13 protein-coding genes are annotated in these 23,534 nt (G+C 48.9%); 12 read left to right on the top strand and 1 reads right to left on the bottom strand.

The window, feature by feature from the left end; genetic code table 11:
* Window positions 1-150 precede the first annotated feature (150 nt).
* The 10 genes from AACU19_RS07280 (at window position 151) to AACU19_RS07235 (ending at window position 17,675) form a co-directional block, all read left to right on the top strand.
* Entirely contained in the window at window positions 151-2,790 is a 2,640-nt protein-coding gene (locus tag AACU19_RS07280; protein WP_105278876.1) for a YdbH family protein, read from the top strand.
* Window positions 2,787-2,972 carry a YnbE family lipoprotein gene (locus tag AACU19_RS07275; protein WP_000698143.1) on the top strand — a complete coding sequence of 62 codons (186 nt, stop codon included), beginning with the start codon at window positions 2,787-2,789 and terminating at the stop codon, window positions 2,970-2,972. The genes AACU19_RS07280 and AACU19_RS07275 overlap by 4 nt, the downstream gene beginning before the upstream one ends.
* Window positions 2,973-2,976: 4 nt before the next feature.
* Window positions 2,977-3,303: a YdbL family protein gene (locus tag AACU19_RS07270; protein WP_161398338.1), complete on the top strand. Its 327-nt coding sequence runs from the start codon at window positions 2,977-2,979 to the stop codon at window positions 3,301-3,303.
* 646 nt (window positions 3,304-3,949) lie between these two features.
* On the top strand, window positions 3,950-9,487 hold the full coding sequence (locus AACU19_RS07265) for a BigA/YdbA N-terminal beta-barrel domain-containing protein (RefSeq protein WP_105278875.1): 5,538 nt from the start codon (window positions 3,950-3,952) through the stop codon (window positions 9,485-9,487).
* Window positions 9,488-9,694: 207 nt separating this feature from the next.
* Window positions 9,695-10,555, top strand: coding sequence for a pyridoxine 4-dehydrogenase (gene pdxI / locus AACU19_RS07260; protein ID WP_105278874.1), 861 nt, complete (start codon window positions 9,695-9,697; stop codon window positions 10,553-10,555).
* 110 nt (window positions 10,556-10,665) lie between these two features.
* A complete protein-coding gene (locus AACU19_RS07255) occupies window positions 10,666-12,924 on the top strand; it encodes a DUF2773 domain-containing bactofilin (protein WP_105278879.1) in 2,259 nt (752 codons plus the stop codon).
* A 170-nt stretch (window positions 12,925-13,094) separates the two neighbouring features.
* Window positions 13,095-13,700, top strand: coding sequence for a CDP-alcohol phosphatidyltransferase family protein (locus tag AACU19_RS07250; protein WP_105278873.1), 606 nt, complete (start codon window positions 13,095-13,097; stop codon window positions 13,698-13,700).
* The gene (locus AACU19_RS07245; RefSeq protein ID WP_105278872.1) at window positions 13,700-14,596 is read left to right on the top strand and encodes a phosphatidate cytidylyltransferase; all 897 of its coding nucleotides are present in this window, start codon (window positions 13,700-13,702) and stop codon (window positions 14,594-14,596) included. Before AACU19_RS07250 ends, AACU19_RS07245 begins: the two co-directional genes overlap by 1 nt.
* A gap of 15 nt (window positions 14,597-14,611) precedes the next feature.
* Window positions 14,612-16,369, top strand: coding sequence for a bifunctional alpha/beta hydrolase/class I SAM-dependent methyltransferase (locus AACU19_RS07240; RefSeq protein ID WP_105278871.1), 1,758 nt, complete (start codon window positions 14,612-14,614; stop codon window positions 16,367-16,369).
* Window positions 16,370-16,382: 13 nt separating this feature from the next.
* Window positions 16,383-17,675, top strand: coding sequence for a phosphatase PAP2/dual specificity phosphatase family protein (locus AACU19_RS07235; RefSeq protein ID WP_105278878.1), 1,293 nt, complete (start codon window positions 16,383-16,385; stop codon window positions 17,673-17,675).
* 53 nt (window positions 17,676-17,728) lie between these two features.
* Here AACU19_RS07235 and azoR read toward each other — a convergent pair whose 3' ends face one another.
* Window positions 17,729-18,334, bottom strand: a complete 606-nt coding sequence (azoR, locus tag AACU19_RS07230) for an FMN-dependent NADH-azoreductase (RefSeq protein WP_000048948.1) — start codon at window positions 18,332-18,334, stop codon at window positions 17,729-17,731.
* A 200-nt stretch (window positions 18,335-18,534) separates the two neighbouring features.
* Between azoR and hrpA the strand changes: the two genes are divergently transcribed.
* The gene (gene hrpA / locus AACU19_RS07225; protein ID WP_105278870.1) at window positions 18,535-22,437 is read left to right on the top strand and encodes an ATP-dependent RNA helicase HrpA; all 3,903 of its coding nucleotides are present in this window, start codon (window positions 18,535-18,537) and stop codon (window positions 22,435-22,437) included.
* Window positions 22,438-22,708: 271 nt separating this feature from the next.
* The gene (gene ydcF, locus AACU19_RS07220; protein ID WP_105278869.1) at window positions 22,709-23,509 is read left to right on the top strand and encodes a DUF218 domain-containing protein YdcF; all 801 of its coding nucleotides are present in this window, start codon (window positions 22,709-22,711) and stop codon (window positions 23,507-23,509) included.
* Window positions 23,510-23,534 lie beyond the last annotated feature (25 nt).

Below are 23,534 nucleotides of genomic sequence, written 5' to 3'. Positions count from 1 at the left end.
TTTCAAATATAATTGAAAGCTATGGCGATATTGAAAAATTCATCAACAACTATGCTTAGTGTAGGCGCAACCTTCAACTGAACGGTTAAACATGCCACAATACCCGTATTGAATGCTTAATTTTTCGCTAAATCAGGATATTAACTACCCATGTTGGGTAAATATAAAGCCGTTCTCGCGCTGTTATTACTGATTATTCTTGTGCCGTTGACGCTACTGATGACGCTCGGGTTGTGGGTTCCCACGCTGGCGGGCATCTGGCTACCGCTCGGCACACGTATTGCTTTAGATGAAAGCCCACGCATTACGCGTAAAGGTTTAATCATTCCCGATCTCCGTTATCTGGTAGGAGATTGTCAGCTTGCACATATCACAAACGCCAGCCTTTCTCATCCCAGCCGCTGGTTATTGAACGTCGGCACGGTAGAACTTGATTCTGCTTGTCTGGCGAAATTGCCGCAGACGGAGCAATCGCCAGCCGCTCCAAAAACCCTCGCGCAGTGGCAGGCCATGTTGCCTAACACCTGGATCAATATCGATAAACTGATTTTTTCTCCCTGGCAGGAATGGCAGGGAAAACTCTCTCTCGCATTAAACTCCGATATCCAGCAACTGCGTTATCAGGGCGAAAAAGTTAAATTTCAAGGCCAGCTGAAAGGGCAACAACTTACAGTCAGCGAACTGGATGTCGCTGCGTTTGAAAATCAGCCGCCGGTTAAACTGGTGGGGGAATTTACTATGCCGCTAGTGCCGGATGGACTTCCTGTAAGGGGTCATGCTACTGCGACGTTAAACTTGCCGCAGGAGCCTTCACTGGTGGATGCCGAGCTGGACTGGCAGGAAAATAGCGGGCAATTGATTGTGCTGGCACGGGATAACGGCGATCCGTTGCTCGATCTGCCGTGGCAAATTACTCGCCAACAATTGACCGTAAGCGATGGTCGCTGGAGCTGGCCGTATGCAGGTTTTCCTTTGAGTGGACGACTGGGTGTCAAAGTCGACAACTGGCAGGCAGGGCTTGAGAACGCTCTGGTCAGCGGACGACTGAGTGTGCTGACCCAGGGGCAAGCGGGTAAAGGCAACGCGGTGCTTAATTTTGGCCCAGGAAAATTAAGCATGGATAACAGCCAGCTGCCTATGCAACTGACCGGTGAAGCGAAACAGGCGGACCTCATTTTATATGCCCGTTTACCTGCGCAGCTAAGCGGAAGTCTGACTGACCCAACGCTGGCCTTTGAGCCAGGCGCGTTATTACGTTCGAAGGGAAGAGTCATCGATTCGCTGGACATCGATGAAATCCGCTGGCCTTTAGCGGGTGTAAAAGTCACCCAGCGTGGCGTTGACGGGCGTTTGCAGGCCATTTTGCAGGCGCACGAAAATGAACTGGGCGATTTCGTGCTGCATATGGATGGTCTGGCGAATGATTTTCTGCCCGACGCTGGCCGCTGGCAGTGGCGTTACTGGGGCAAGGGCAGTTTTACCCCAATGCACGCCAGTTGGGATGTCGCAGGAAAAGGTGAGTGGCGTGACAGCACGATTACGCTGACCGATCTCTCCACCGGCTTTGACAAATTGCAATACGGGACAATGACGGTAGAAAAGCCGCGATTAATTCTCGACAAGCCCGTCGTCTGGGTACGTGATGTGCAGAATCCTTCGTTCAGCGGCGCGCTGTCACTGGACGCCGGGCAAACGCTGTTCACGGGTGGCAGTGTGTTACCGCCATCAACCTTAAAATTTAGCGTCGATGGACGCGATCCGACGTATTTCCTCTTTAAAGGCGATTTACATGCTGGTGAGATTGGCCCGGTTCGGGTAAATGGTCGCTGGGACGGTATTCGTCTGCGCGGTAACGCCTGGTGGCCTAAACAATCACTGACCGTATTCCAGCCGCTGGTGCCACCCGACTGGAAGATGAACTTACGCGATGGCGAACTATATGCCCAGGTCGCATTTTCTGCTGCGCCTGAACAAGGATTCCGCGCGGGAGGGCACGGTGTGTTGAAAGGCGGTAGTGCCTGGATGCCAGATAATCAGGTTAACGGTGTCGATTTTGTCCTGCCTTTCCGTTTTGCCGATGGAGCCTGGCATCTGGGGACTCGCGGCCCCGTTACGTTGCGAATTGCCGAAGTGATTAATCTGGTGACAGCGAAAAATATTACGGCTGACTTGCAAGGGCGTTATCCGTGGAGTGAAGACGAACCATTGTTGTTGACCGATGTTAGCGTCGATGTGTTAGGCGGTAACGTGCTGATGAAACAATTACGCATGCCGCAACATGACCCGGCGCTGTTGCGGCTGAATAACCTCTCATCCAGCGAACTGGTTAGCGCCGTCAATCCGAAACAATTCGCCATGTCCGGGGCATTTAGTGGGGCATTGCCTTTATGGCTGAACAATGAAAAATGGATAGTTAAAGACGGCTGGCTGGCAAATAGCGGACCAATGACCTTGCGGCTGGATAAAGACACCGCAGATGCGGTGGTGAAAGACAATATGACCGCGGGTTCTGCGATTAACTGGTTGCGCTATATGGAAATTAGCCGTTCATCGACAAAAATTAATTTAGATAATCTCGGTGTGTTAACCATGCAGGCCAATATTACAGGTACCAGTCGCGTCGACGGTAAAAGTGGTACGGTAAACCTTAATTACCATCATGAAGAGAATATTTTTACCCTGTGGCGCAGTTTACGTTTTGGCGATAATCTCCAGGCATGGTTGGAGCAGAACGCGCGTCTGCCGGAAAATGGCTGTCCGCAAGGAAAAGGGTGTGAGGAAAAACAATGAAAATTTTACTGGCTGCGTTGACGTCATCTTTTATGCTGGTTGGCTGTACGCCTCGCATTGAAGTCGCTGCACCTAAGGAACCGATCACTATCAATATGAACGTTAAAATTGAGCATGAGATCATCATTAAGGCAGACAAAGATGTCGAAGATTTACTCAAAACCCGTAGCGATCTTTTCTGAGGGGATGATGAAGAAAACATTACTTCTTTGTGCGTTTCTTGTTGGGCTGGTAAGCAGCAATGTAATGGCATTAACACTGGACGAGGCCAGAACTCAGGGGCGGGTAGGTGAAACATTTAACGGTTATTTGGTTGCGTTGAAAACGGATGCTGAAACAGAGAAATTAGTAACCGAGATTAATGCCGCACGTAAAGTGAGTTATCAACAACTGGCAAAGCAAAATAATGTATCGGTAGATGATATCGCGAAGCTTGCCGGACAAAAGCTTGTAGCTCGGGCCAAACCGGGGGAATATGTGCAGGGAATTAACGGGAAATGGTTGCAAAAATAAGCACTATGCAACAGCGATATTTCAATGATTTAATTTAAAGGCTGTATAGATATTTTATGGGTGTCCTATTTTTCCAATGCCATCATGAATATCATCATCAACCTCAAAATTAAGGGTTTTTATAGTCAACCCAAATATGGACGGCATCGCTCATTTAAGTGAAGTTACGAGGTTTATGGGATTGCTTGTAACACCACATTGTTTTTAGCATCTTGCAAGCCTCATCTTCTGTCAACGCCTGGTAAACCTGTCAGGGGCAGTCAACAACAAACCGCAGTAGATAACCTCCAGATTTTCAGTGGGTTGATTAAATGGAACATGGTTGAAATGTTAATATTTTCACGATGAATGAATTTCCGGAGTGGTCAGTAATATGAATCAGCTACCCAATTTGACGCTGACATTGCTTTTTGTCTGATTATTGTTAGAGGATGTGTAATAATGCAACAAATAGCCTAAGTAATCGAATAATTTGTTTTTTATGTGTCTGCATTGAGGTTTCGAAATACTAATTAAGTTGAATATTCTGGGATTGCTAAATAAAATTTCAAGAGCAGACATTAAATCATGACACAGCCTGTGGCTATTTCTTATCTGTTACTCATATTTTATTATTTGAAATGTCATTCATTGAAAAGGATTTCTCATGCAAAAGAAAACGTTATTATCAGCGTGTATCGCTATAGCGTTAAGTGGCCAAAGCTGGGGGGCGGAAATAACAGAAGGCGAGAGTGCAGACAGTATGCGCAGAAGCTCTCAAATGACATGTCAGTCAGAAGGGCACGCCCGACCGTCAACGAAGTTGAAAACAGTGCCAGAAAAATGTGCTGTTGTTACAAATAATGGTTTCAGCTCGTTACTGGCATTAGGTGCCACGGCGGTACTGACAACACTCGCAGTGATTGAATTGTCTCATGACAATGATCATTCTGCTCACTCTTTTTTTTCCCAGCCCATACCGCCAGATGATAATGGCCCTCTACCGCCACCCCTTCCCAGTGATGAAGATTCAGATATACCTGTAAAGCCAGATAACGCCGATGATGTTACCCCCCCAGATAAAGGCGGTGATGTTACTCCACCCGACAATAGCGATGATGATGTTGACCCCCCGAGAACAGAACCCGTTGTCTTTGATAACAATGTGACATGGGACAAGGACGCGCAAACCTTGAAGATTCGCGGGGCGACGTTCACTTATACCCAAAATGAAGATGGTAGCTACACGCTGACGGCAAAAGATGGCCGAAAAACCATTGTGACTGAGTGGGAAAACCATGAAGAGACTCATACCGCCATCTTTAGTGGAGTGAGTACCACTGGTGATACGGAATGGCGCTATGATGACGAAGGTAAACTCCACGTCACACAGTTAGCCAGCGTCGTGTCTGATGGAACAACGGGCAGAATAATTACCGTTAATGATGCAATTATCACTGACCAGGGCGGCAACACGGCCCTGAATGGCGGTACAGTGATGATGATTAATGGTGACAATATTGCGCTGACAAACGAGGGTAAAACAGAGGCTGTCGGTGAAGATTCGGTGGTCGGTATCCTGACCGGCGATAATATAACCATTAATAATAACGGTGAGACGGTTGTCGATGGTGGCACGGCGGTTATCGTCAATGGCGATCGTACAATCTTAAATAACACCGGCGACTCCACTGTCATTAATGGTGGAACAGGGGCCCTTATTATCGGTAATGATGTCAGGACCGATAATAAAGGCCATATGACGGTTGATGGGCAAAATTCAACGGGCAGCAAAATCGTTGGTAATAATGCGACGGTTAAACAGGAAGGGGATTTATACGTTAGCAATGCTGCACGGGGTATTGATGTTGAGGGCAATGGCGCAGTCGTCAGCAACAAAGGCAATATAACGGTGGTTGATGAAAAATCGACCGGCGTTTCTCTTAGCGGCGATGCGTCGACGTTTATTAATATGGGGGATATATCTGTTAGTAATGGCAGTTCAGAGGCCAATGCGACAGGGATTCTGATTGAGGGCAATCATTCTACCCTTATCAATGTGGGTGACATTATTTCGAATAATTTCAGTACCGGGATTCGCGTCGCTGGAGATGACGGTCAGATTTCTCTGGCTGGCCGTATGGATGTAGGGAATTATTCAACCGGTCTGGATGTATCTGGAAATAATAACGCCATGAAGCTGGCGACGAATGAGCTTAATGTGACCGGCAATATGGCTACCGGAGTAAATATTTCGGGTGATGGTAATAATATCGACATTACCGGAAATATTCTGGTGGATAAAGATCAGACGGCTGATAATGCAGCAGAGCACTTTTTCGACCCTTCCGTGGGCATTCGTGTTTCGGGTAACAGTAATGACCTGATGCTTGATGGTCAGTTAACCTTGAAGGTTGATAGCGAACTTGCGCAACACGCCTATGGTAATTTCAGTGGTAGTCAGGAAAACATCAGTGGGTTGGTGGTTTCAGGGGATGATAATAGCGTTACCTTACGGGGTGGTATTCAACTGATTGGTGAAGCATCGTCCATGACGGACGGTTCAGCCCCTGCCGCCAGTCGTACGGGCTATGGTGATATTCCGCTCATTCAGATTGATGGTCATTCGTCGGTTTATCTGGGGGGAGACTCCGTAATCAGCGGTGAATTTCCTGTGGGCTATACCGATATTATTCAGACAAGCAATAATGCCTTTCTTGAAATCACGGATGATGCGACCTTCAGTATGAAGGACATTGATGTTTATGCGCATTATAACAATTCGACATCAGCAATACTTAGCGCCAGTTCAGGATCGCAAGTCATCAATAACGGGTTTGTTGAACTCTGGAATATTGGGTTTGCCGAAATATCGGGTACGGGATCCGTTGCGACGAATAACGGCACTGTTTTACTTGAACAATATGATTACTCATCCGCAATCGATGTATCGCCGGAATCCTCCAGTAGGGCCTTTTTTAGCTACGTAGGCGGAACTGCGGTGAATAACGGTACCATCACGGCTAAAGTGATGGAACAGTATAGCGTTTTGAATATGTTCAATGCTTTGTCATTGAGCGACCCCTCAGTTTTTAATAATAGCGCTATTAGTATGACGGGCATGACTGCTCAGGATGATGGTTCAGCACTGAATGGTGCGAATGGCGTAATTGATATGTATGGCCGGGGTAATGTCGGCATGCTGGCGATTAATAATTCAACTGTAAATAATGCGGGCCAGATTACCCTGGATACGCTCTGGGTAGATGAAAACGACACCACTACCTTACGCAACGATATCGGCAGCGGCAATGCGAGAAAGTATGGTGTCGGCATGGCGGTAGGAACGGACAGTTATGATGGGGCAAGGAAAAATGCCACCGCGTTTAATCAGCAGCCAGGCACGATCACTATCTACAATGCCGGGGCCGGGATGGCGGCATACGGTACCGATAACACCGTGGTTAATCAGGGTACCATCAACCTCGAGAAGAATGAGAACTTTGATGACAGCCTGGGGGCGAATAAACTCGTCGGTATGGCAGTTTATAATGGCGGTACCGCAGTTAATGACCAGACAGGCATCATCAATATCAATGCTGAAAACGGGCAGGCGTTCTATAACGATGGCACCGGGACTATTGTTAACTACGGAACTATCTGTACTTTTGGTATATGCCAGGATCAAAACGCCTATAACCCGACTGATGGGTTTGTTTCATTAAGCTGGAGAAACGGCGATATCATTACGGTCGAGGGGGAAACGCTTAACCTGTCTTCATATGGCGGTACTACTGATATCACGGCAACAGCCGAAACCCTGGTAACCAACGCGGGTACGGTTACCGGGGGTCCTGTCACCGTGGCTGACTTTGGTCATCTGGTCAATGAAACCACGGGCAGTATAAACGAGGTTGATATTGCAACGGGTGGGGAATACACCAACCAGGGCACGACAAAAACCGTTTCTGTGGATGGCGGCGTGTTTACTAACGAAGGTGTAGTGACCGGGCAGGTAGGTACAACCGTTGCGGGTTCTGTTATCAACAACTCCGGCACTATCAACACTGTTGAACAATGGGCCAGTACATTTTATAACGCCGGGACGGTAACCGCCTGGAAAGGGGCCTCAGCTTCTGCCGTGATGAATAACGAAGCGGATGGAACGGTCAATAAAGTGAATTTTTCTGCCGCAGCCACCTTCAATAACGCAGGAACGGTTCACAGTGGTTCGGTTGATAAAAACGCGACCTTTAATAACCTGGTCGGTGGTGTTGTCGATCTTCTTGATAACGGACTTTGGGCTGGGCATTTCAACAACTGGGGTACAGTGAATGGTGATGCTGATATCGCTACCGGCGGTAATGGGCATACGTTGTATAACGGTACGACAGGTGTGATTAACGGCCAGGTTACGACGTCAAATAATAACGCCGGTAGCCGGGCAATTAACGATGGCACTATCAATATTGATAAAAATAATACCATCGCCATGAATGCGCACGGCAGCGCAAAAATGGTTAACAATGGCACCATCAATGTCGGCAGCGAAGGCACGACACAAACAGGCATGATTGGGATGCAATTAGCATCGGACGCCAAAGCGGATGGTGTGGTTGAAAACAACGGTACGATTAATATCTACGCCAATAACTCCTGGGCTTTCAGCAAGCTCGGGAGCAATGGTCACATTGTTAACAACGGCACTGTTTATATTGACGACAGCGTGAATGGTTCCGGATTGATTAAACAATCTGGCACGGCGATAGAGGGCAGTGGCGAAGGGGGAGACGGTACGGAAGTACACTATGTCGACTTTACCGCGCCGGAAGAACCCACCATTACGCCATACGACGGCAGCCATTCTTCTTCCGTTAGCCGTAACGATGGCATGAACAACCTCAATGGTTACGTGGTGGGAACGAACGCCGACGGTAGCGCCGGTAAGCTGATGGTCAACAACGCCAGTATGAAAGGCGTGGAGATCAACACCGCTTTTGCGGCGGGAACGGCGGACAAAACCGTCAGCTTTGATGATGTGGTGCAAGGCAGCAACCTGACCGATGCGCAAGCGATCACTTCGACATCTGTTGTCTGGCAGGCGACAGGCAGTACCGACGCCAGCGGCAACGTTGACGTGACCATGAGCAAAAAAGCCTACACCGATGTGGCGACGGATGCCTCAGTGAATGACGTGGCAAAAGCGCTGGATGCGGGTTACACCAACAACGAGCTGTATACCAGTCTGAACGTTGGCACCACTGCAGAGCTGAACAGCGCGCTGAAACAAGTCAGCGGGAGCCAGGCTACCACGGTATTACGTGAGGCCCGCGTGTTGAGTAACCGCTTCAGCATGTTGGCGGACGCTGCACCGAAGATGGGCAACGGTCTGGCATTTAACGTGGTGGCGAAAGGCGATCCGCGTGCAGAGCTGGGGAATAATACCGAGTACGACATGCTGGCGCTGCGCAAAACCCTCGACCTGAGCGAAAACCAGACCATGAGCCTGGAGTACGGTATCGCCCGTCTGGACGGCGATGGTGCGCAGAAAGCGGGTGATAATGGTGTTACAGGCGGCTACAGCCAGTTCTTTGGCCTGAAGCATCAGATGTCCTTTGACGACGGTATGAGCTGGAATAATGCGCTGCGTTACGATATTCACCAACTGGACAGCAGCCGTTCGCTGGCTTACGGCGACATCAGTAAGACGGCAGACACGAATGTGAAACAGCAGTACCTGGAGTTCCGTAGCGAAGGGGCGAAAACCTTTGAACCGCGCGAAGGGCTGAAAATCACGCCATATGCGGGTCTGAAACTGCGTCACATGCTGGAAGGCGGTTATCAGGAGCGTAATGCCGGAGACTTTAACCTGAGCATGAACAGCGGCAGCGAAACGGCGGTGGACAGCATCGTTGGGCTGAAGCTGGACTACGCAGCCAAAGACGGCTGGAGTGCGAACGCCACGCTGGAAGGTGGGCCGAACCTGAGCTACACGAAGAGCCAGCGCACGGCAAGCCTTGCAGGCGCAGGCAGCCAGCACTTTAATGTCGATGATGGGCAGAAGGGCGGCGGTATCAACAGCCTGGCAAGCGTCGGCGTGAAGTACAGCAGCAAAGAGAGCTCGCTGAATCTGGATGCCTATCACTGGAAAGAAGACGGCGTCAGCGATAAAGGCGTGATGCTCAATTTCAAGAAAACGTTCTAATTTTTAGTATGTGATGCATAAACCGCAACGCTGATACAGGTTGCGGTTTTTTATTGCCGGATGCGGCGCTTGACGCGTTTTGTTTTGGTGTTTTTCAGGACAATAGAGGAACTCATCCAGTAATCTTGTTTACGCCTTCGCATTATTTAACTCTTTTCGTTTCTATACTGATTTTTATTAATCCGTTTTATTACAGGGCAGGGTGCGATGAGCAGCAACACATTTACTCTCGGTACAAAATCCGTTAACCGTCTTGGTTATGGCGCGATGCAACTGGCAGGTCCTGGAGTTTTTGGTCCCCCAAGGGATCGCCACGTCGCTATAACCGTGCTGCGCGAGGCGCTGGCATTAGGCGTTAATCACATTGATACCAGTGACTTTTATGGTCCACACGTCACCAATCAGATTATCCGCGAAGCGCTTTATCCTTACTCTGACGACCTGACCATTGTTACTAAAATTGGGGCGCGGCGTGGAGAGGACGCCTCCTGGTTGCCCGCATTTTCTCCGGCAGAGTTGCAAAAAGCGGTACACGATAATCTACGTAATCTCGGACTGGACGTACTGGATGTGGTTAACCTGCGCGTTATGATGGGGGATGGTCATGGCCCAGCGGAAGGATCGATTGAAGCCAGCCTGACCGTGCTGGCAGAGATGCAACAACAAGGCCTGGTAAAACATATTGGCCTGAGCAATGTAACACCGACGCAGGTTGCAGAGGCGCGTAAGATTACCGAAATCGTCTGTGTGCAGAACGAATACAACATTGCTCATCGTGCTGATGACGCAATGATTGATGCTTTGGCTCATGATGGCATTGCCTACGTGCCGTTCTTCCCGCTCGGGGGCTTTACGCCGCTGCAATCCTCCACGCTTTCCGATGTTGCTGCGAGCCTTAATGCGACACCAATGCAGGTGGCGCTGGCGTGGCTTTTACAGCGTTCACCGAATATTTTGCTGATCCCAGGAACGTCTTCTGTTGCTCATTTACGGGAGAATATGGCCGCAGAAAAATTGCATCTTTCTGCGGACGTGTTGTCTACGTTGGACGGTATTTCGCGAGAATAACGAATATACAAAAGGGAAAGATGCATTTCCCTTTTGTTTCTTTTTTAATGGCATGGAGTGCATATGTTTAAGCCAGGATTTGCAGCTGGATAGGTTTACTTCCCCTGTTTATGCTGAGTCTTCCAGTACAGGCGGACCTTCGATGTGTTGCAAATGCAGTTGATATTGAACCATTTTTTTCTGCGGCTACCGCTGAAGATAAACAACAAGTTGAACAAGCTATCAACAGTAGCGTGAACCTTGTCCCCTTCGGTTTATCTGCATCGGACTGGAAAGTGCATCGTGGCGATTTAGTGGTAGACGGTAATATAGAGAGTAATCAAAAATTGATTGTTCTTGGCAATTTGACAGTCAAAGGTAATATTTCCACTTTATCTCTTTCTAATCCATGGGTTATTCTCGGTAACGTGACGGCAACGAATATAGTTACGGATTCACCACTGTTAATTACCGGTTCGATAAATGCAAGTGGACTGGTATTTATCGACTCATATTACGATAATCCGTCTACGATTAAGGGGAGTATTAATGCGCGAGGGATATTTATCAATGACATAATTGCACCTGTTGTTGCGTCTTCGACAAATAGTGAATTCATGGTCCGTGCGAGTGACAAAAATGACACTGAAAATGTCAAAAAAGCGCTGATGATAATAAATCCTGATGCATATTATTGGGGACTAATAAATGATGAAGATGCTCTGAAAGAAATTTTCAAGCGAAGCAATATTCGCATGGCAGGGAATATCTGTAGTCTGATGAAAAAAGAAGCGCTGTTTCGCCCTAAGCCTTCTCCTGAGTTAGTGCAGGAATTGCAAATGCTGGATGAAGGCAACGTTGCTGCATTTGAAGGACGAGATATTGCGACATTTGATCTTGCCATAATGCGAACTCTCCCAAGGATTAAAGGAATTTCAGCTAACCTACGCAAACAACTTATTAATAGCAATGATGGACAAACGATTGAAAGTATGGCGAGATATATGCCTGACAATGAGATTCTGGAGTTGACCGATCAGCAATTGGGTTACCAGCCTGTTGTTCTGGGGTTGCTCGACCGTGAACCGCTCTCTGTCGAAATAATGACGCGAATGAGTCATCTACCTGATGGTGTCGGTCCGTTGAATCTTGCGCTACGTGAAAATCTCCCTCTGGATATCGTCATGACTCTGGCGAAAAGAGATTGGGATATGATCATTCAGGAGCTTTATAAAGATGCGTGGTTATTGCCTGAATCCATTATTGATGGCTATATCCGCAGTGATGATTCCTCTATTCGTCAGGTCGGTGCTGGAGGACAACTCACCTACAATCAGGCAATGCAGTTGGCGAACGATTCATCAAACAATGTTGTCACAAGCTTAGCGTTCAAGCTGGCAGAGATGAAACACCATGGTCAATTATTGCGGATGACGCCACAAGAGAGTGACAAAGTTGCAGCCTATTTATACCAAAAATTCGAGAATGACGATGATCTAATACGTGTGTTATTTTTAGCATTGCCAGATAACTTACAGTTTAATTTTGTTAAAAGGATGGAGAAAAAATCCCCTGCCTACTTTTGCTGTCGGGATATGCAGGTAATTCACTCTGACGCTGCTCTACAACGGTTATTGACACGTTTCAACGATCCTGAGGGGTGGAGTAATCTGGCGAAAAATCAGTATCTGAGCACGTCAATGAAACAAAAAATTTGGCAACGTGCTTTATCGCATCGGAAAAATAATCCCAAAGCAGATTCAGATGCATATGAAACCAGCGCTGATATGATTTTGTCTGAGCTTATCAGCTACGGTGAAGTTGATGACCAGATGCTATTAAATGCCACAGCCCTGATACGTTTGGAAGACTGGGACTTTTTAGAGAGTGCATTAGTTAGTTGGGATAATTTACCCGCTGTTGTCCTCAAGGAATTACAGCAAAATACGCCACGCAATGATATTTGGGCGAAGTTTTTTCTGAGGCAGGAAAACAGCTCCCGTGCGCAGGTTGATGAAGCATTACGCGTCTATTATGCTCTGGATCCCGATGCGTTAGCACAACTGGATGTACTGGCAAAACAACCGGATCGTATATGGTGGAGTACACTGGCGAAAAGCAATCTCACATTTTTCAAGTTCGGCGCACTTAACAACCGCCACACACCGCCTGCAGTACTGGCGGCAGAAATTGATCCCGAATGGTGGATTGTGGCGATGAATAATCCCCGTTTTCCAGTTGATGTATTAAAGGCGAGGCTGAAACGTGATCCTTTGCTGGGGTTAGAGCTTGTTAACCCTGAACTGGATTTAGTTCGCCAGCTGGCGCTTAACGGTAAGACGCGCGCAATACGGGAACAAGCGATGAGAAAACTTGATGAGTTGTATTGATCCACAACGTAATGTTTCTTAACCATTTGATTAATTGGGGATAATCATTCCTGGCAGTGAGTCCCCAATACCTTGATATATTCTGAATTTTTAATGAAGCGGCGTGTTGCGATATCTCCGTCAGGGGAATTGATGCACCATAGCGCAAACCGAATTATCAAGGATTGATAATGACGCTCTACCAGATAAAACCGCTCTTTCAGTCGCTGTTAAGGCCGACGATGTTTTGGCTTTATAAGCACCACGTTACAGCGAATCACATCACTCTTGCTGCACTGGCGCTTTCTCTTCTCACCGGTTTGCTGTTGATGTTGGGGTCACAACCCATCCTCTTTATGCTATTGCCCATCGTGCTTTTTATCCGTATGGCGCTCAATGCGCTGGATGGCATGATGGCGCGTGAGTGCAATCAGCAAACACGTCTGGGGGCAATGTTGAATGAGACTGGTGATGTTATTTCCGATATTGCGCTCTATTTACCGTTTTTATTTTTACGGGAAAGTAACGCATCACTCGTAATACTCATGTTATTTTGCACCATATTGACTGAGTTTTGCGGTTTACTCGCGCAGACGATTAACGGTATTCGCAGTTATGCCGGTCCATTTGGCAAAAGCGATCGCGCGTTAATATTTGGTCTGTGGGGGCTGGCCGTTGCCATTTATCCCCAGTGGATGCAATGGAATAATCTTTTATGGAGCATTGCTTCAATTCTGCTTCTCTGGACTGCGATTAATCGTTGTCGGAGTGTGCTTTTTATGAGTGCTGAAAGATAATGCTGGAAAAATCTCTGGCAACACTTTTCGCGTTGTTAATTTTAGCAACGCTGATAAACCGTTTTCTGATATGGCGGTTACCGGAGAGAAAAGGGGGTGAGGTTACATTACGTATTCGTACCTGGTGGGGCATCGTCATTTGTTTTTCAATGGTGATTTCAGGTCCACGCTGGATGACGTTGACGTTTTTTGCGCTGATAAGTTTTCTGGCATTGAAAGAATATTGTACGCTTATATCTGTACATTTTCCGCGTTGGTTATATTGGGGTATTCCTCTTAACTATTTGCTTATCGGTTTTAATTGCTTTGAGCTGTTTCTGTTATTTATACCTTTGGCTGGGTTTCTGATATTAGCCACCTGGCGAGTTTTTGTGGGTGACCCCTCCGGTTTTCTGCATACCGTGAGCGCCATTTTTTGGGGCTGGATAATGACCGTTTTCGCCTTGAGTCATGCCGCCTGCTTATTAATATTGCCAACCATAAATACCCAGGGCGGGGCGTTACTGGTGTTATTTCTTTTGGCATTAACCGAGTCAAACGATATTGCACAGTATTTATGGGGAAAATCCTGCGGCAGAAGAAAAGTGGTCCCTAAAGTCAGCCCGGGAAAAACATTGGAAGGTCTGATGGGCGGCGTAATCACCACCATGATTGCGTCACTGATTATTGGACCGTTGCTGACACCGCTAGATACATTACAGGCATTATTAGCGGGTTTGTTAATTGGTATTAGTGGTTTTTGCGGCGATGTAGTGATGTCAGCCATCAAACGAGATATTGGTGTTAAAGATAGTGGAAAACTATTACCAGGACATGGCGGACTCCTTGACAGGATTGACTCATTAATTTTCACCGCTCCGGTATTTTTTTATTTTATTCGCTACTGCTGTTACTGAAGGAAAATAGAGAAAATGGAAAATTCACGCATCCCTGGGGAATATTTTTTTACAGCCAGTGATAATACAGCGTTGTTTTATCGGCACTGGCCCGCTTTACAGCCAGGGGTGAAAAAAGTCATCGTCTTATTTCATCGCGGTCATGAACATTCTGGTCGTCTACAACATATCGTTGATGAAATGGCGATGCCAGATACTACTTTTTATGCCTGGGATGCCAGAGGGCATGGACAAACTTCGGGGCCGCGTGGTTATAGCCCATCTCTTGCGCGTTCAGTGCAGGATGTCGATGAATTTGTCCGTTTTGCTGCCATCGACAGCCAGGTTGGACTGGAAGAGGTGGTTGTGATCGCGCAAAGCGTCGGCGCAGTGCTGGTTGCCACATGGGTTCATGATTATGCGCCTGCAATTCGCGGGCTGGTGCTGGCTTCTCCTGCCTTTAAGGTTAAATTGTATGTGCCGCTGGCACGTCCTGCGCTGGCGTTATGGCATCGTCTGCGTGGTCTGTTTTTTATTAATTCCTATGTGAAAGGATGCTATTTGACCCACGATTGGGAACGGGCAGCGAGTTTCAATAATGATCCGCTGATCACACGGACGATTGCCGTCAATATCTTGCTCGATCTCTATAAAACGTCTGAACGTATTGTTAGCGATGCGGCGGCGATTACGCTCCCTACGCAACTACTGATATCGGGCGATGACTATGTGGTACATCGCCAACCGCAGATTGATTTTTATCAGAGATTACGTAGCCCTCTGAAAGAGCTGCATCTGCTGCCGGGCTTTTATCACGACACGTTGGGTGAAGAGAACAGGGCGCAGGCATTTGAAAAAATGCAAAGCTTTATTAGTCGCTTATATGCTAACAAGTCGCAAAAATTTGATTATCAGCATGAAGACCGCACAGGACCATCTGCGGATCGATGGCGGCTCCTTTCTGGTGGACCCGTGCCATTATCGCCGATTGATTTGGCGTATCGCTTTATGCGAAAGGCGATGAAACTGTTCGGGGCGCAATCTGCGGGCCTGCATCTCGGAATGAGCACCGGCTTTGATTCAGGCAGTTCGCTGGATTATGTTTATCAAAATCAACCGCAAGGCAGTAACGCATTCGGGCGTTTTATCGACAAAATCTACCTGAACAGTGTTGGCTGGCGCGGTATTCGCCAGCGCAAAGCCCATTTACAAATGCTGATTAAACAAGCCGTTGCCGATCTCCACGCCAAAGGTTTAGCCGTCCGCGTGGTTGACATTGCCGCAGGGCATGGGCGCTATGTACTGGATGCGCTGGCAAACGAGCCTGCCGTAAGCGATATTTTGTTACGTGATTACAGTGAGTTAAATGTTGCACAGGGGCAAGAGATGATTGCCCAAAAGGGAATGTCTGGGCGGGCGCGTTTTGAACAGGGCGATGCGTTTAATACGGCAGAACTCAGCGCGTTAACTCCGCGGCCTACGTTGGCGATTGTCTCTGGCCTGTATGAGCTTTTTCCCGAAAACGAGCAGGTAAAAAACTCCCTCGCTGGTCTTGCCAATGCCATCGAACCGGGTGGCATTCTCATCTACACCGGGCAGCCGTGGCACCCACAACTGGAGCTGATTGCCGGGGTGTTAACCAGTCATAAAGATGGTAAACCGTGGGTAATGCGCGTGCGTTCGCAAGGGGAGATGGATTCGCTCGTGCGTAATGCAGGATTTGATAAATGCACACAACGGATTGATGAGTGGGGTATTTTTACGGTTTCGATGGCGGTGCGTCGTGACCACTGAACGCCGGAGCGTATTGCTACAAGGAGCTGGCTGGTTATTGTTGCTGGCCCCGTTTTTCTTCTTCACATATGGATTTCTTAATCAGTTCACCGCGTTTCAGGATCTTAACAATCATGATATCCCCAGTCAGGTATTCGGTTGGGAAACGGCGATCCCTTTTCTTCCCTGGACTATTGTTCCTTACTGGAGTCTGGATCTTTTATATGGATTTTCGCTGTTCGTTTGTCGCTCGACATTCGAACAGCGCCGACTGGTCCACCGGCTTATTCTGTCAACGGTAATGGCCTGTTGCGGTTTTTTGCTCTATCCGCTGAAGTTTAGTTTTATCCGCCCTGAAGTGAGTGGGGTGACGGGATGGCTATTTTCGCAACTTGAACTGTTTGATCTGCCTTATAACCAGTCCCCTTCGCTGCATATTATTCTCTGCTGGCTACTTTGGCGTCACTTTCGTCAGCATCTGGCTGTGAGGTGGCGTAAAGTCTGTGGCGGATGGTTTTTACTCATCGCCATTTCGACGCTGACGACCTGGCAGCATCATTTTATTGATGTCATCACAGGGCTGGCTGTAGGTATGTTGATTGACTGGATGGTGCCCGTCGACCGTCGCTGGAATTATCAGATACCTGATCAACATCGAATCAAAATAGCACTGCCATATGTCGTAGGCGCGTGTTCGTGCATAGTATTGATGACGCTAATGATGATGAATCAGTTACGGTGGTCAGTCTGGTTATGTTGGCCAGTATTATCGCTACTCATTATTGGCCGTGGGTACGGTGGGCTTGGCGCGATAACAACAGGGAAAGATAGTCAGGGGAAACTCCCGCCTGCCGTTTACTGGCTGACGTTGCCCTGGCGCATCGGGATGTGGCTGTCTATGCGTTGGTTTTGCCTTCGCCTGGAGCCGGTGAGCGAAATTACTGCGGGTGTTTATTTAGGGGCGTTTCCACGACATATTCCGGCACAGAATGCAGTTCTGGACGTCACCTTTGAATTCCCTCGCGGACGCGCGACAAAAGATCGACTCTATTTTTGTGTACCGATGTTGGATCTGGTGGTTCCGGAAGAGGGGGAGCTCCGACAGGCCGTGGCGATGCTGGAAACATTACGCAAAGAGCAAGGCAGCATTCTGGTCCATTGCGCGTTGGGATTATCGCGCAGTGCGCTGGTGGTGGCCGCATGGCTGTTATGTTACGGACACTGTAAAACCGTTGATGAAGCGATTAACTATATTCGCGTCAGACGCCCGCAGATTGTGCTGACAGACGAGCACAAAACGATGCTGAGATTGTGGGAAAACAGGTAAGTGGATTGAGATGTGGACTGAATATCTACAGTCCACATCAAAATAGTGTCCGGTTATGCAGCAACAATACTGTCGATGGCTGCTTTCGCGTCAGACTGCGCTTTCGCTGCCATTTCCGGGCCGTATGCGATCCCTTCGGCGAAGACAAATTTCACATCGGTAATGCCGATAAAGCCCAGGAATGTGGACAGATACGGCGTTACCAGATCCGTTGGGCCATCTTTATGGATCCCTCCGCGGCTGGTAATCACGATGGCTTTTTTACCCGTTACCAGACCTTCCGGACCGTTCTCGGTATAGCGGAAAGTAACGCCTGCACGTGCCACCAGGTCAAAATAGTTTTTCAACTGAGTTGAGATGTTGAAGTTATACATCGGTGCCGCAATAACTATAACGTCGTGGGCTTTCAGCTCGGCAATCAGCTCATCGGAAAGCGCCAGAGCTTCCTGCTGACGCGGAGTCAGCGGCGCATCGCTCGGACGCAGTGCACCAACCAGTTCGCCATCCAGTACCGGAATCGGATTTGCAGCCAGGTCACGCACGGTGATTTCATCAGCGGAGTGCTTTTCGCGCCATTGTTCAACAAAATAATCGGACAACTGATTAGACTGAGAGTACCCTGCCAGGATGCTGGATTTAAGAACTAATACCTTGCTCATGGTGTTTCCTTATAGATGTTTGAATGGGCGATGCCCCGTTGCTTGTTGACACTTTATTCACAATCCTGCCACAGAGATAGCGCAATAAATCGAAGCCTATGTTCGAATTTATTGAACAACGCATAGAAAGCCGCGATGTGGTACTCTATATATATCATTTAAAAGAAAATTAATCAGGCAGCCTACTGCCCACTAACGTTATGACAGAACAACAAAAATTGACCTTTACGGCCTTGCAGCAGCGGCTAGATTCGCTGATGCTGCGTGACAGACTGCGTTTTTCCCGCCGTCTGCATGGCGTGAAGAAGGTTAAAAATCCTGATGCACAACAGGCCATTTTCCAGGAGATGGCGAAAGAGATTGACCAGGCGGCAGGGAAAGTCCTGCTGCGTGAAGCGGCACGACCGGAAATCACTTATCCGGACAATTTGCCGGTGAGTCAGAAAAAACAGGACATTCTCGAAGCAATTCGTGATCACCAGGTGGTGATCGTCGCAGGGGAAACGGGTTCCGGTAAAACGACTCAGCTACCGAAAATCTGTATGGAGCTGGGCCGCGGAATTAAAGGGCTGATCGGCCATACCCAGCCGCGTCGTCTGGCGGCACGAACGGTGGCGAACCGTATTGCGGAAGAGCTGAAAACGGAGCCGGGCGGTTGCATCGGTTACAAAGTGCGTTTCAGCGATCACGTCAGTGATAACACGATGGTCAAACTGATGACCGACGGTATCCTGCTGGCGGAGATCCAGCAAGACCGTCTGCTGATGCAGTACGACACCATCATTATTGACGAAGCGCACGAACGCAGCCTGAATATCGATTTTCTGCTCGGCTATTTGAAAGAGTTGCTGCCGCGGCGTCCTGACCTAAAAATCATTATTACTTCCGCGACTATCGACCCGGAACGCTTTTCGCGCCACTTTAATAATGCGCCGATTATCGAAGTCTCCGGTCGTACCTATCCGGTGGAGGTGCGCTATCGCCCGATTGTTGAAGAAGCTGATGACACCGAGCGCGACCAGTTGCAGGCGATTTTTGACGCCGTAGACGAACTGAGCCAGGAAAGCCCCGGCGACATTCTGATTTTTATGAGCGGCGAGCGAGAAATTCGCGATACCGCCGATGCGCTGAACAAGCTGAACTTACGCCATACGGAAATTCTTCCGCTTTATGCACGGCTTTCGAACAGCGAGCAGAACCGCGTCTTCCAGTCGCACAGCGGACGGCGCATTGTGCTGGCGACTAACGTCGCGGAAACGTCGCTGACCGTGCCGGGGATTAAATACGTTATCGACCCAGGTACGGCGCGTATCAGCCGCTACAGCTATCGCACCAAAGTGCAGCGTTTGCCGATTGAGCCCATTTCGCAGGCTTCAGCTAATCAGCGTAAAGGCCGCTGTGGTCGTGTGTCAGAAGGGATCTGCATTCGTCTTTATTCCGAAGACGATTTTCTCTCGCGCCCGGAGTTTACCGATCCGGAGATTCTGCGTACCAACCTGGCCTCGGTTATTTTGCAGATGACCGCGCTGGGGCTGGGCGATATCGCTGCGTTCCCGTTTGTAGAAGCGCCGGATAAACGCAATATCCAGGATGGCGTGCGTCTGCTCGAAGAGCTGGGCGCGATCACCACTGATGAACAGGCCAGCGCCTATAAACTGACGCCGCTCGGTCGCCAGCTCTCGCAACTGCCTGTCGACCCACGTCTGGCGCGAATGGTGCTGGAAGCGCAGAAACATGGCTGCGTGCGTGAGGCGATGATTATCACTTCCGCGCTCTCTATTCAGGACCCGCGTGAGCGGCCAATGGACAAGCAGCAGGCATCGGACGAAAAACATCGTCGCTTCCACGATAAAGAATCCGACTTCCTGGCGTTTGTAAATCTGTGGAATTATCTCGGCGAGCAGCAAAAGGCGCTCTCTTCCAACGCCTTCCGTCGCCTGTGCCGTACCGATTACCTTAACTATCTGCGCGTGCGCGAATGGCAGGATATCTACACTCAGTTGCGCCAGGTGGTGAAAGAACTTGGCATTCCGGTTAACAGTGAACCGGCGGAGTATCGCGAAATTCACATCGCCTTACTGACCGGTTTGCTTTCGCATATCGGGATGAAAGATACCGATAAACAGGAATATACCGGCGCACGTAACGCGCGTTTCTCCATCTTCCCCGGTTCTGGTTTATTCAAGAAGCCGCCGAAATGGGCAATGGTGGCGGAACTGGTAGAAACCAGCCGCCTGTGGGGGCGCATTGCGGCACGTATCGATCCGGAATGGGTAGAGCCAGTTGCCCAGCATTTGATTAAACGCTCCTACAGCGAACCGCACTGGGAACGGGCGCAGGGCGCGGTGATGGCAACGGAAAAAGTCACCGTTTACGGGTTGCCGATTGTTGCTGCGCGTAAGGTCAACTACAGCCAGATTGATCCGGCGTTGTGCCGTGAACTTTTTATTCGTCACGCGCTGGTGGAAGGTGACTGGCAGACGCGTCACGCATTCTTCCGTGAAAACCTGAAACTACGGGCAGAAGTGGAAGAACTGGAACACAAATCACGTCGCCGCGATATTCTGGTGGATGACGAAACGTTGTTTGAGTTCTACGACCAGCGCATCAGCCATGATGTGATCTCTGCACGTCACTTTGATAGTTGGTGGAAAAAAGTCAGCCGCGAAACACCTGATTTGCTCAACTTTGAAAAGAGCATGTTGATCAAAGAAGGGGCGGAAAAAATCAGCAAGCTGGATTACCCGAACTTCTGGCATCAGGGTAATCTCAAGCTGCGTTTAAGCTATCAGTTTGAGCCGGGGGCGGATGCTGACGGTGTGACCGTGCATATTCCGCTGCCGTTACTTAACCAGGTTGAGGAAAGCGGGTTTGAGTGGCAGATCCCCGGCCTGCGCCGTGAACTGGTGATTGCTCTAATCAAATCGTTGCCGAAACCGGTACGGCGTAATTTTGTGCCCGCGCCAAACTACGCCGAAGCGTTTTTAGGTCGCGTCACGCCGCTGGAACTGCCGTTGCTCGACAGCCTTGAGCGCGAGCTACGGCGGATGACCGGCGTTACCGTTGACCGCGAAGACTGGCACTGGGATCAGGTGCCCGATCACCTGAAAATCACCTTCCGTGTGGTGGATGACAAAAATAAGAAGCTAAAAGAAGGGCGCTCATTACAGGATCTGAAAGACGCCCTGAAAGGCAAAGTGCAGGAAACGCTTTCCGCCGTTGCCGATGATGGTATTGAGCAAAGCGGGTTACATATCTGGAGCTTCGGTAATTTACCGGATCACTACGAGCAGAAACGTGGCAACTACAAAGTGAAGGCCTGGCCTGCGCTGGTGGATGAGCGTGACAGCGTAGCGATTAAGCTTTTTGATAACCCGCAGGAACAACAGCAGGCTATGTGGCGTGGTTTGCGTCGCTTGCTGCTGCTGAACATTCCGTCGCCAATTAAATATCTGCATGAGAAACTGCCGAATAAAGCAAAGCTGGGTCTCTACTTTAACCCGTACGGTAAAGTGCTGGATCTTATTGACGACTGCATCTCCTGCGGTGTTGATAAATTGATTGATGAGGCGGGCGGCCCGGTCTGGACGGAAGAAGGCTTTGCTGCGCTTCATGAAAAAGTCCGCGCTGAACTGAACGACACGGTGGTGGATATTGCGAAGCAGGTCGAGCAAATCCTTACGGCAGTGTTCAATATCAACAAACGCCTGAAAGGACGGGTGGATATGACCATGGCGCTGGGGCTTTCTGACATTAAAGCGCAGATGGGTGGGCTGGTGTATCGCGGTTTTGTCACTGGTAATGGCTTCAAACGGCTGGGCGACACGCTGCGTTATTTGCAGGCGATTGAAAAGCGTCTGGAAAAACTGGCGGTTGACCCGCACCGTGACCGTGCTCAGATGCTGAAAGTTGAAAACGTCCAGCAGGCGTGGCAGCAATGGATCAACAAACTGCCGCCCGCACGTCGTGAGGATGAAGAAGTGAAAGAGATACGCTGGATGATAGAGGAGTTGCGCGTCAGCTATTTTGCCCAACAACTCGGTACACCCTATCCGATTTCAGATAAGCGTATTCTGCAGGCGATGGAACAGATTAGCGGTTAACGCTGCTATTTGCCTGATAAATCTAAAACCCGGTAAGCATTTAGCGCCGGGTTTTTTATTAATTCTAAAACGGTAAGGGCAAAAATTCAGGAATTCAGAAAAATACAATTCTCAGCTGCAAGATGAATAATGTTTATCTACAGCATTTCCTTAAAAGATATGTCAGGCTTGCGGAGTGGCGGTTAAGGAAATACGACTTCCTCCTTTCAGAGTGCTCCGCTTCTCATTATTATCTCAGGCAGTATTCTTAAGGGAACGATAAGGAGGAACCATGAACATTACCCCGTTTCCGACGCTTTCGCCGGCAACCATAGATGCCATAAATGTTATCGGTCAGTGGCTGGCGCAGGATGATTTCTCCGGTGAGGTGCCGTATCATGCCGATTGCGTGATCCTTGCAGGCAATGCGGTTATACCGACTATCGATGCGGCATGTAAGATTGCCCGCGATCAGCAAATTCCTCTACTGATTAGTGGTGGTATCGGTCACTCGACAACTTTTTTGTATAGCGCCATCGCACAGCATCCGCACTACAACACTATCCGCACCACTGGCAGAGCAGAAGCTACCATCCTGGCGGATATCGCTCATCAGTTCTGGCACATTCCGCATGAAAAAATCTGGATTGAAGACCAGTCAACAAACTGCGGTGAAAACGCACGCTTTAGCATCGCGCTATTGAATCAGGCCGTAGAAAGAGTTCATACGGCTATCGTTGTTCAGGACCCCACCATGCAGCGGCGCACGATGGCGACGTTCCGCCGTATCACCGGGGACAATCCAGATGCACCTCGCTGGTTAAGTTATCCCGGATTCGTTCCTCAGCTAGGAAACAACGCAGACAGTGTAATCTTTATTAACCAGTTAGAAGGATTATGGCCGGTTGAGCGTTATCTCTCACTACTCACTGGCGAGCTGCCACGTTTACGCGATGATAGCGATGGCTACGGTCCACGCGGGCGAGATTTTATCGTTCACGTTGATTTTCCTGCAGAAGTCACCCAGGCATGGCAAACGCTGAAACACGATGCTGTGCTTATCGAGGCGATGGAAAGTCGCTCGCTACGTTGAAAATTGCCCGTTTGAGAACAACTGT

The organism is Escherichia sp. MOD1-EC4550, assembly GCF_963876935.1.
Taxonomy (GTDB): domain Bacteria; phylum Pseudomonadota; class Gammaproteobacteria; order Enterobacterales; family Enterobacteriaceae; genus Escherichia; species Escherichia coli_F.
This window is presented reverse-complemented; position numbering and strand designations above follow the sequence as displayed.